This window comes from Streptomyces sp. NPDC058195 (assembly GCF_042883525.1).
Taxonomy (GTDB): domain Bacteria; phylum Actinomycetota; class Actinomycetes; order Streptomycetales; family Streptomycetaceae; genus Streptomyces.
Window position 1 is genome coordinate 112,519 of record NZ_JBHVVM010000026.1, and the last position, 11,306, is coordinate 123,824.

Below are 11,306 nucleotides of genomic sequence, written 5' to 3' on the forward strand. Positions count from 1 at the left end.
CGCGCCGCTCTCGTACAGCCGCCGCAGGGGCGAGCCCCGCCCCCGTGGCAGGTCTGTCCAGGAGCCGCCGTCCCGGACCCGGGACCAGGGTCCGAGGCCCAGGGCTCACGGCCGGGGTGAGACTCTGGGCGCGTGAACCATCTCGGCGATGTACACCTGCGGACCTTGACGCTGCGCTGGATGACCCTCCTCGCGGCCGACCCCCAGGACCAGATCGCCTGGTCGGTGGAGTACGCGGGGGAGACGGAGCCGATCGCCGAAGAAGCGCGGTTCTTCTGCCGTGTCGGTGAAGGACTCGCGGAGCGCGGGGTCCTTGAGCCCGCGATTCTGCGTGATCTTGAGACCATCGGCCGTCGCCTGGACGGAATCACCGCAGCCGGCCGCACCGGCCTCTGGTCCGACGCCCTGGCCGCGGACCCGGCCTGGGACGGCATACGGCCGGTCGCCCGGCAGCTGCTCCTCGCGGCCCTCGGCGACTGGCGCCAGCCGCTGCCGCGCCCGGCGCGCCCGCACCCGGACAGGAGCTGACCGGAGCGCGGTGGTACGCGCCGGGCGGGCGATGCACCCGGCTCACCTCAATGGCGCACGTACCGGCCCCGTCCGCCGGTCGTTGATCGTCTCGGATCGTTCACCACCCCGAGGGCACCGCTCATCGGGCCCAAGGGGCCATCCGAGCAGAGGAGTTGCTCCATTGAAGCGCAATATTCTCGCCGCGGCGACCGCCGCCCTGGCACTGACCGGTCTCGCCGGGTCGCCCACGTCCGCGGGCGCGGCGCCCGGCACGGTCTCCGGCGACGGCGGCAACCGCATCGGCATCCTGCGGATCGACGGTGACGCCTACGTGAAGGGGGGCGGCCTGAGCGCCCCCTGGGTCAAGGAGTCGGGGAGCATCAAGCAGCTCACCCTCTCCGGCGACCGCATCGGCGTCGTCACCGGTGACGGGGTGGCGTGGGTGAAGGAGGGCGGCCTCAGCGCGTCCTGGGTCAAGGAGGCCACCGACGTCAAGCAGATCGCCCTCTCGGGCAACCGCATCGGCGTCCTCAAGGACAACGGCGAGGCGTACGTGAAGGAGGGCGGCCTCAGCGCGTCCTGGGTCAAGGAGTCCGTCAAGGTCAAGGAGCTCGAACTCTCCGGCGACCGCATCGGCGTCGTCACCGGTGACGGGGTGGCGTGGGTGAAGGAGGGCGGCCTCAGCGCGTCCTGGGTACGGGAGTCGGACAACGTCATCGGCATCGACCTGGCGGGCGACCGGATCGGCGTACTCGTCGGCAACGGCGTCGCCTGGGTGAAGGAGGGCGGGCTCAGCGCCTCGTGGGTGCGGGAGGCCGACGACGTCATCCAGCTCGAACTCTCCCGCGATCGCAACCGTGTCGGCGTCCTCAAGGACGACGGAACGGCGTACGTGAAGGAGGGCGGGCTCAGCGCGGCGTGGGTCCACGTGTACGACCACGCCATCCAGATCGCGCTCTCCGGCGACCGCATCGGCGTCCTCAAGGGCGACGGCGACGCCCGGGTGAAGGATGGCGGGCTCAGCGCGGCCTGGGTCCTGGAGGCGGACAACGTCACGGAGCTGGCGCTCTCCTGATCGACAACCGCCCCGCGGTGTCGGCCCATTGAGGCCCGCCGTGCCGCACGCCGGTGCCGACTTCGGTGTGCGGCACCGTGCCGCCCGGGGTACAGGCCCAGGCGTTCCAGGAAAATCGCTGGTCAGATGGGGGGACGTTTCGGTAGGAAGTGATCATGACTGCTTCCTCTTCTTCCTCTGCTTCTTCTGTCACCGAATCCGCCACCGGTCCCGTCGACCGCAAGACCTTCATCCGTACCGCGTTCGATCTGGGGGACGTGGCACTGCGCCCCTGGACCATGGCGGACGCCGATTCGGAACCCCTGCTGGCCGCCCTGGTGGACGCGGCCGCCGATCCGGCGATCGCCCTCTGGAACCCCATAGCGGCGACCGACCGGGACGCCGCCCGCACCTGGGTGCAGGCGCGTGACGGCGGGTGGGAGCGCGGAGGCGCCGCCGCCTTCGCCGTACAGGACGCCGACGGGGCGCTGCTTGGCAACGTCACCCTGCGCTGGGTCGACCGCGCGGACGGGCTCGCGATGATCAGTTACTTCCTGCTGCCCGCCGCCCGGGGGCGTGCCATCGCGACCAGGGCGGTCGCCGTGGTCACCGACTGGGGCTTCGACACCGCCGACGTCCGTCGTCTGGAGATCGCCCACGCCGTCGGCAACACGGCGTCCTGCCGGGTGGCCGACCGCTGCGGCTTTCTCCCCGAGGGCGTGCTCCGCGAGTCCTTCCGCTTCGGCGACGGCGAGTACCACGACGAGCACCTGCACGCCAGGCTCGCCAAGGACCCGCGCACAGAAGGGAAGTGACGGAGTAACAGATTCTTGCCGGGAACCAGCCGTACCCCTTCCGCACTCATAGGATCGACGCGACGTCGGGGATACGGGGGTGGTCGATCGTGGCGCGCGGCGGTCCGGTACGCACATGGCGCGGGTACGGGGTCCTGGCGGCGGTGCCGCTGTTGCTGGCGACCGCGTGCGGCGGGGGCGGCGGGGACGGGGACGGCGGGAGGCCAGCGAAACAGTCCCCGTCCACCACCGGTACTCCCGCCACCGGGAAGGGGACGCCCAGGGCCACGGACGGACCCGTCATCGACGCGGACCCGGCACGGCTGCCCACCACGCGCACGACGGCCCTCGCCCTCGTCCGGCAGGTCATCGCCGACCCCGGCGACCTGGGCCCCGGCATCGTCGCGCGCACCCCGTACGAAAGCGGCCCGGACGCCTGGCCGGTGCTCGGAGCCGACTGCGTATGGCAGCAGCGCGCCCCGGGGAACGGAGTCCTCGCCACCCTCACCCGCTCCTTCGAGATGCCCGCGGCCCGGGGCAAGGGGCCGCTGCGGCTCGCCGCGATCGTGACCGTCCACCGCACCGACGACGGCGCGCGGTGGGAGATGGCCGAATCGATAGAGGAGTCGATGCGCTGTCCCACGCAGCGGCTGCGGCAGGGCGAGACCATCAGCGGACTCGGCGCGGGCGCGCTGGCCCAGGGCGAGGCCAACCAGACCAACTCCGAGGACTCGCTGATGGAGTCCGGCGAGTACCGCAGCGACGGACTCGGCGGGCCCTACCCGTACGTCTGGGCGCAGGACCAGATCCTCCGGTTCACCTTCGCCATGACCGCCAAGGGCGCCAAGGGGTGGGCGGCCGACGAGATCGACGCCATCGTCTTCCGGACCCAGAGCGCCATGCTGATACGGCTGGGCGAAGCCATCGGGAAGAAGGGCTGAGGCGCATGGAGGAGCTGCGGGCCTCGGACCCGTCATGGATCGGCGGATACCGGCTGCTGGGACGCCTCGGCGCCGGAGGCATGGGCGCCGTCTACCTCGGCCGGACCGCCCTGGGGGCGCTGGCCGCCGTCAAGGTCATCCTCCCCGAACACGCCGGGGACGCCGAGTTCCGGCTCCGCTTCCGCCGTGAGGCCGCGGCCGCGCGCCGGGTCGACAGCCCCTGGGCGGTCCGCGTGACCGGTTCCGGCACGGAGGACGAACGGCCCTGGCTGGCCACCGAGTTCGTACCCGGTCCCACGCTCTTCGAGGTGGTCGCCCGCTGCGGCCCGCTGCCCGCCCGGAGCGTCCGGGTCCTCGGACGGCTGCTGGCCCGCGCTCTGGCGTCGGTGCACGCGGCGGGGCTCATCCACCGTGACGTCAAACCCGGCAACGTGCTGCTCGCCGCCGACGGACCGCGGCTGATCGACTTCGGTGTCGCCCGGGTCACCGACGCGACCGCGCTGACCGCGGCGGACCTGGTGGTGGGAACCCCCGGCTTCCTCGCCCCCGAACAGGCCGCCCGCGGGGCTTTCGCCGTGGGGCCCGCCGGGGACGTCTTCTCGCTGGGCTGCCTCCTCGCGTACGCCGCGACCGGGCGCCCGCCCTTCGGGAGCGGAGCCGTGGACGCCCTGCTCTACCGCACGGTCCATGAGGCACCCGATCTCGACGGGGCCGACGACCCCGAACTGCGCGCCCTGCTCACCAGCCTGCTCGACAAGGACCCGGCCGCCCGCCCCACCGCCGCCGCGCTCGACGCGCGGATCACCGAGGACGTCCCGAACGGCTCGGTCGACTGGCTGCCCGAGGACGTCGTCCGGCTGATCGCCGAGCGGTCCGCCGCGACCCTGGCACTGCCCGGCACCGACGCCACCCTCGCCGACACCCCGGAGCCCCAGACCCCCGCCCCGTCCCGTCGCGGACTGCTCCTGCTCGCGGGAGCCGGGGCGGTGGCCGTCGCGGGAGGCGGCACCTTCGCGGTGCGCGAGTGGCTGCGCGACGACGAGACCCAGGGCGCCGGATCCGCCGGCCCCCGGACCTGGGCCATCGGTGTGCACGCGGACCTGTCCGGGCCCCGGGCGGCGATCGGGCGGGCCCAGGAACGCGGGGTGCGGATCGCGGTCGACCGGTTCAACTCCCGGGCGGACAAGCCGTTCACACTGAGGGTGAAGGCGATCGACGACCGGGGCGACGCCGCCGCGGGCACCCGCGCCGCCGAGCGGTTCACCCGGGACCGCGACGTACTGGCCGTCGTCGGCCCCACCGACGACCCCGTCACCACCGCGGTGCTGGGTACCTACGACGAGGCGATGCTGCCGATCGTCACCGTGTCGTCCCAGCAGCTCGCCTTCCCCGTACGGTCCATGCGGTCCTTCTTCCAGGCCGTCCCGTCCGATGCCGCGCTCGCGTTCCCGGTCAGCGTCCGGCTGGTGCTCCGGCCCGACGTGCGGCGGCTCGGCGTGCTCGTCGACCGGGCCGGAGGCCAGGCCGCGTACCTGGCGGGCTACTTCCTGAACCGGATCGTCATCGGCAGCACCGACGGGACCACCTACCCGCGCGTGGTGCCCGCCGGAACCCGCGACCTCTCCCCGGTCGTGGACGACCTGCTCGCGCACCGCAGCGACGCCTTCTTCCACGCCGGGGATCCGGCCGGGGCCGCCCGAGCCGCCACGGCGCTCGCCGCCACCTCCTACACGGGCCCCCGCATGGCCATGCACACGACCATCGGCGCCCGTTTCCTGGCGGACGCCGGAGCCGCCGCCGAGGGGTGGGAGTTCGTCGCGCCCTGGATCGGTGCGACCGCCCCCGCCGTGAAGGAGTTCGCCGCCGCGCACCGCGAGAAGTACGGCGACGCCCCCGCCCCCTGGGCCGCCGAGGCGTACGACGCGGCCGGACTGGTTCTCACCGCCCTCCGCGCCCTCGCCCGGAAGAACCGGCCGCCCGCCCGGTCCGCCCTGGTCGCGAAGATCGCCACCGTCACCTACCGGGGTGTCTCGCGCACCTACGCCTTCGGCGAGGACTACCGGCTCAAGGGCCAGGCGGGCCATCTCCACGGGGTCCGCGACGGCGCGTTCCGCTACCTCGGCCCGGCCCCCGAGGCGAAGAGCTGACCCGGCGTGCGCCCCCTCACCCCGGACGACCCCCGGACCGTCGGCGGCCACTGCCTCCTGGCCCGCCTCGGGGCGGGCGGCATGGGCGTCGTGTACCTGGCCCGCACACCCGGCGGGCAGCTCGTGGCCGTGAAGGTGATCCGGGCCGAACATGCCGCCGACCCCGGATTCCGGGCCCGGTTCCGGCGTGAGGCGGGGGCCGCCCGCCGGGTCGAAGGCCCCTGGGTGGTGCCGGTGACGGACGCCGACACCGAGGCTCCCGAACCGTGGCTCACCACCGCGTTCGTGCCCGGCCCCTCGCTCGCCGAGGTCATCGCCGAGGGCGCCCTGCCGCCCGCGACCGTCCGGGCCCTCGGAGCCCGGCTCGCCGACGCGCTCGACGCGGTGCACGCAGCCGGACTCGTCCACCGCGACGTCAAGCCGTCCAACGTGCTCCTCACGCTCGACGGACCCCGGCTCATCGACTTCGGCGTCGCGCGCCACGAGGGCGCCACCGCCCTCACCGAGCCCGACGCGCTGATCGGCACCCCCGGCTACCTAGCCCCCGAGCAGGCCTCGGGGAAGCGGGCCGGACCCGCCTGCGACGTCTTCGCGCTGGGCTGCGTCCTCGCGTACACGGCGACCGGCCGCCGCCCGTTCGGGGACGGCGGGGCGGCGGGCGTCCTGTTCCGCACCGTGCACGAGCCGCCGGACCTGGGCGGACTGCCGCCCGCTCTGCTCCCGCTCGTCGAGGCGTGCCTCGCCAAGGACCCGGCGGACCGGCCCACCGCCCGGGACGTGGCCCGGCGTCTGGCCGCCCCACCCGGCGACGACCCCGCCGCCTGGGCGCCGCCCGGCCTGTCCGCCCTCATCGCCACCCGTTCGGCCGCCGCCCTCGACATCCCCGCACCGGCACCGCGGCCGGATCCGCCCACCGTGACCGGGGAAGCCGCCCCGCCCCGCCCCGCCCGGCGGACCGTGCTGACCGCCGGGGCCGCCGCGGTCCTGCTCGGGGGCGGCGCGGTGGCGGCCTGGACGGTGGCGGAGCGGCGGCGCCGCACCGGGGCCGGGCAGGCCCCCCGGACCGTTCCCACCCACACCATCGGCCTGCACGCGGACCTCACCGGCACGGGCCGGGCCCTCGGCCTCGCCCACCAGCGCGGCATGCGGCTCGCCGTCGACGACCACAACGCCCGCCCCGGCGCCCCCTTCCGGCTCGCCCTGCGCACCGAGGACGACGGCGGGGACGCGGCCCGCGCCCTGCGCGTCGCCGACCGGCTGGCCGCCGACCCGGACGTGCTCGCCGCTGTCGGCCCCACCGCGGACGTGCTCGCCGCCGCCGTCGTCCAGCGCTACGAACGCACCGGCCTCGCCCAGGTCGTCGTCTCGGCCCGGTCCACCACCGCCGAACTGGGGGCCGCCACGACGCTCTGCGTGATCCGCCCCTTCGACGATTCGCTGGTCTCCGCCCTCCTGGTCTACCTGGCCCGAATCCGCCCGGCGCGGCGGGTGGTGGTCGTGGAGGACCGCGCCGACCCCATGGACGCCTGGGCCATCACGAACAGCGTCCGGCGCTCCCCGCCCGAGGGCGCGAAGGTGACCGTGCACCCGGTCGAGGCGGGCACCGACGACTTCGCCCCGGCGGCCCGCGCGGTTCTCGACGCGGGCGCGGACGCCGTCGTCCTCGCCACGTCCTCGCCCGCCCGGGGCGCCCGCTGCGCCCTGGCCCTGACCGCCGCCGGGTTCACCGGCACCCGCGTGTCCACCGGGCCCGTCCTCGCGCCCGCGTTCCTCGACGGCGCCGGGAAGGCCGCCGAGGGCTGGGTGTTCTCCGAGGCGTACAGCGACCCCGCCGCGCTGCCCGCGGCCAAGGCGTTCACCGCCGCGTACCGCGAGCGCTTCGGTACCGCGCCCGGCCGCTGGGCCGCCGAGGCGTACGACGCGGTCGGACTGATCGCCGACGCCGCCCGCACCACCAGCGCCACCGGGACGGAGCGCGAGGGCATCGCACAGCGCCTCTTCCTGACCACCCACAAGGGCATCACCAGGACCCTTTCCTTCTCCCCGAACCGGTTTCTGCACTACGAGACGGGCCTCTTCCTCCACCAGGTCGAGAAAGGCCGCGCCCGCTTCCTGCGGCGCTTCAGCGAGATGTGACCGGCCGGCCGTGCGGTGGGCCGCCAGGGTGAACCGCACGGCGGCATGAAGCGGATCTTCGGGCGCGCTTAAGAAAACCTCGATGGACCTGTGGCGCGGGGTGCGGCAGATTTCTCCGTGACGGCCGAGGATGGTGCGCGGCAGCCGATCGACGCGCGCTGCCGCATGTGTCCCGTCCCCACGATCTTCCCCGGGCCGCAGGCTTCCTCTTGGCATGCCCCCGGCCCGGGGTGTTCAACGCCGCCGCAACCGCACAGGGAGTCACCGCCGTGAAGGCACTCGTCAAGCAGAAGGCCGAGCCGGGACTCTGGCTGATGGACGTGCCGGAGCCGCAGATCGGCCCCTCGGACGTACTGATCAAGGTGCTCCGCACCGGCATCTGCGGCACCGACCTGCACATCCGCAACTACGACGGCTGGGCGCAGCAGGCCGTCCGCACCCCGCTCGTCCTGGGCCACGAGTTCGTCGGTGAGGTCGCCGCGACCGGTGCCGACGTCGTCGACATCACCGTCGGCGACCTCGTCAGCGGCGAGGGCCACCTCGTCTGCGGCAAGTGCCGCAACTGCCTGGCCGGCCGCCGCCACCTGTGCCGCTCCACGCTCGGCCTCGGCGTCGGCCGGGACGGCGCGTTCGCCGAGTACGTGGCCCTGCCCGCGTCCAACGTCTGGGTGCACCGCAACCCCGTCGACCTCGACATCGCCGCGATCTTCGACCCGTTCGGCAACGCCGTGCACACCGCGCTGTCCTTCCCGCTGGTCGGCGAGGACGTACTGATCACCGGCGCCGGACCGATCGGCATCATGGCCGCCGCCGTCGCCCGGCACGCGGGCGCCCGCCACGTCGTCATCACCGATGTCAGCGAGGCCCGGCTCGAACTGGCCCGCAAGCTCGGTGTCAGCCTCGCCCTGAACGTCGCCGAGGAGACCATCGCCGACGGCCAGAAGCGCCTCGGACTGCGCGAGGGCTTCGACGTCGGCCTGGAGATGTCCGGCCGCCCCGAGGCGATGCGCGACATGATCGCGAACATGACGCACGGCGGGAAGATCGCCATGCTCGGACTGCCGTCCGAGGAGTTCGCCGTCGACTGGTCCCGCATCGTCACCTCGATGATCACCGTCAAGGGCATCTACGGGCGGGAGATGTACGAGACCTGGTACGCCATGTCCGTCATGCTGGAGGGCGGCCTCGACCTCGCTCCCGTGATCACCGGCCGGTACGGCTACCGCGACTTCGAAGCGGCCTTCGACGACGCGGCGAGCGGTCGCGGCGGCAAGGTCATCCTCGACTGGACCGCCTGACCTCCGACCGCCTCCGTACCCGGAGCACCGACCGCCTCCGCATCCAGAGCTGGGAGACCCCTCATGTTCGACTCCGTACGCGACGACCTGCGCACCACCCTCGACGAGATCCGGGCCGCCGGACTCCACAAGCCCGAGCGCGTCATCGGCACCCCGCAGTCCGCGTCGGTCGCCGTCACCGCGGGCGGACGCCCCGGCGAGGTGCTCAACTTCTGCGCCAACAACTACCTGGGCCTCGCCGACCACCCCGAGGTCATCACCGCCGCCCACGAGGCACTGGACCGCTGGGGCTACGGCATGGCCTCGGTCCGCTTCATCTGCGGCACCCAGGAGGTCCACAAGGAGCTGGAGCAGCGCCTCTCCACGTTCCTCGGCCAGGAGGACACGATCCTCTACTCCTCCTGCTTCGACGCCAACGGCGGCGTCTTCGAGACCCTGCTCGGCCCGGAGGACGCGGTCATCTCCGACGCCCTCAACCACGCCTCCATCATCGACGGCATCCGCCTCTCCAAGGCCCAGCGGCTGCGCTACGCCAACCGCGACATGGACGACCTGGAGAAGCAGCTCAAGGAGGCGTCCGGCGCCCGCCGCCGACTCGTCGTCACCGACGGCGTGTTCTCCATGGACGGATACGTCGCGCCGCTGCGCGAGATCTGCGACCTCGCCGAGCGCTACGACGCCATGGTCATGGTCGACGACTCGCACGCCGTCGGCTTCGTCGGCCCCGGCGGGCGCGGCACCCCCGAGCTGCACGGGGTGATGGACCGGATCGACATCATCACCGGCACCCTCGGCAAGGCTCTCGGCGGTGCGTCCGGCGGCTACGTCGCGGCCCGCGCCGAGATCGTCGCCCTGCTGCGCCAGCGCTCCCGCCCCTACCTCTTCTCCAACTCCCTCGCCCCGGTCATCGCGGCAGCCTCGCTGAAGGTCATCGACCTGCTGGAGAGCGCCGGGGACCTGCGCGAGCGGCTGAACGCCAACACCCGGCTGTTCCGCACCCGGATGACCGCGGAGGGCTTCGACCTCCTGCCCGGCGACCACGCCATCGCCCCGGTCATGATCGGGGACGCGGCGAAGGCCAGCCGGATGGCGGAACTGCTCCTGGAGCGCGGGGTGTACGTGATCGGCTTCTCGTACCCGGTCGTCCCGCAGGGCGCGGCCCGCATCCGCGTCCAGCTCTCCGCCGCGCACTCCACCGAGGACGTGAACCGGGCCGTCGACGCGTTCGTCGACGCGCGGGCCGCGCTGGGAGAGTAGAACCCCGCCCAGGTCGGGGCTTCCGCCGTGACCTGGGACAATGGGCACATGATCGATGCACGGCGGCTGCGTATCCTCCGTGCGGTGGCCGACCACCGCACGGTGACCGCGGCCGCCGCCGCGCTCTACCTCACCCCCTCGGCGGTCTCCCAGCAGCTCGCCGCTCTGGAGCAGGAGACCGGGCACCGGCTCGTCGAACGGGGCGCGCGCGGCGCCCGGCTCACCCCCGCCGGGGAGATCCTGCTCACCCACACCAACGCGGTGCTGGCCCAGCTGGAGCGGGCCGAGGCGGAGCTGGCCGCCTACAGCGCCGGGGACGCCGGAACGGTCACCGTCGCCGCGTTCGCCACCGGGATCGGCCTGGTCCTCGCCCCCGCCCTCGCCGAGCTGGGCCGCACCGCCCCCGGTATCCGGGTCCGGGTCCAGGACGCGGAGGGCGACGCGAGCGTTCCGATGGTCCTGGACCGGCAGGTGGACGTGGCGGTGGCGGTGGAGTACCGGGGCGCTCCCGGTGAGGACGACCTGCGGCTGACCCGGGTGCCGTTGTACTCCGAGCCGTTCGACGCGGTGCTGCCGGTCGGCCACGCGCTGGCGGGCCGGGACCAGGTGGCCATCGCCGCGCTGGAGAAGGACACCTGGATCGGCCCGTACCCCGGCAACCCCTGCCACGACGTGGTGGTCCTGTCCTGCGAGTTCGCCGGGTTCCAGCCGAGGATGGAGCACTCCTCGGACGACTTCCGCGCCGTGGTCGCGCTCGCCGGGGCGGGCGTCGGGGTGGCCCTGGTGCCGCGCTCCGCGCTGCTCGGCATGGAGCTCGCCGGGGTGGTGGTGCGGCCGGTCGAGGGCAACGCGCCGACCCGCCGGGTCTTCGCCGCGGTACGGCAGGGCGCGGAGGGGCACCCCCTGATCGCCCCGGTGCTCGACGCCCTGGCCGCCGCGGCGGTACGCGAAGGCGCCCTGCCCCTTCCCGCGTCGCTCTGAGCGCTGCCGCTGCCCGTAGCTCGCGTCCCCGTGACCGCTGCCGCTGCCCGCGTGCCCCTGGGAGCGAGCCCTGCCGCGCCGCCCGCGTCGCCGGGGCTAGGGCCTCTCGTTTGGATCATGCCGGGCTCGCGGGGGCCGGCACGCACATCTGCCGCGTTGTCGTCAGTCACCGACGCTCCGCGTCGGCT

Annotated in this window: 9 protein-coding genes; all 9 read left to right on the forward strand. The window is 73.9% G+C overall.

Going from position 1 to position 11,306, the window contains the following annotated elements; all coding sequences use genetic code 11:
* The first annotated feature begins 132 nt into the window (after nt 1–132).
* The 9 genes from ACFVWY_RS27500 (at nt 133) to ACFVWY_RS27540 (ending at nt 11,118) form a co-directional block, all read left to right on the forward strand.
* The gene (locus tag ACFVWY_RS27500; protein WP_389877150.1) at nt 133–528 is read left to right on the forward strand and encodes a hypothetical protein; all 396 of its coding nucleotides are present in this window, start codon (nt 133–135) and stop codon (nt 526–528) included.
* A 163-nt stretch (nt 529–691) separates the two neighbouring features.
* Complete coding sequence (locus ACFVWY_RS27505) at nt 692–1,585, forward strand: peptidase S1 (protein WP_389877151.1); 894 nt, start codon at nt 692–694, stop codon at nt 1,583–1,585.
* 155 nt (nt 1,586–1,740) lie between these two features.
* Complete coding sequence (locus tag ACFVWY_RS27510) at nt 1,741–2,379, forward strand: GNAT family N-acetyltransferase (RefSeq protein WP_389877152.1); 639 nt, start codon at nt 1,741–1,743, stop codon at nt 2,377–2,379.
* Between the two features lie 89 nt (nt 2,380–2,468).
* A complete protein-coding gene (locus ACFVWY_RS27515; protein WP_389877154.1) occupies nt 2,469–3,299 on the forward strand; it encodes a hypothetical protein in 831 nt (276 codons plus the stop codon).
* A gap of 5 nt (nt 3,300–3,304) precedes the next feature.
* Nucleotides 3,305–5,446, forward strand: a complete 2,142-nt coding sequence (locus ACFVWY_RS27520) for a bifunctional serine/threonine-protein kinase/ABC transporter substrate-binding protein (RefSeq protein ID WP_389877156.1) — start codon at nt 3,305–3,307, stop codon at nt 5,444–5,446.
* 6 nt (nt 5,447–5,452) lie between these two features.
* Nucleotides 5,453–7,582 carry a bifunctional serine/threonine-protein kinase/ABC transporter substrate-binding protein gene (locus ACFVWY_RS27525; protein ID WP_389877158.1) on the forward strand — a complete coding sequence of 710 codons (2,130 nt, stop codon included), beginning with the start codon at nt 5,453–5,455 and terminating at the stop codon, nt 7,580–7,582.
* Between the two features lie 269 nt (nt 7,583–7,851).
* The gene (gene tdh / locus ACFVWY_RS27530) at nt 7,852–8,880 is read left to right on the forward strand and encodes an L-threonine 3-dehydrogenase (protein ID WP_389877160.1); all 1,029 of its coding nucleotides are present in this window, start codon (nt 7,852–7,854) and stop codon (nt 8,878–8,880) included.
* Nucleotides 8,881–8,943: 63 nt separating this feature from the next.
* On the forward strand, nt 8,944–10,137 hold the full coding sequence (locus ACFVWY_RS27535; protein WP_389877161.1) for a glycine C-acetyltransferase: 1,194 nt from the start codon (nt 8,944–8,946) through the stop codon (nt 10,135–10,137).
* Between the two features lie 48 nt (nt 10,138–10,185).
* Entirely contained in the window at nt 10,186–11,118 is a 933-nt protein-coding gene (locus tag ACFVWY_RS27540) for a LysR family transcriptional regulator (RefSeq protein ID WP_389877163.1), read from the forward strand.
* The last annotated feature ends 188 nt before the right edge of the window (nt 11,119–11,306 follow it).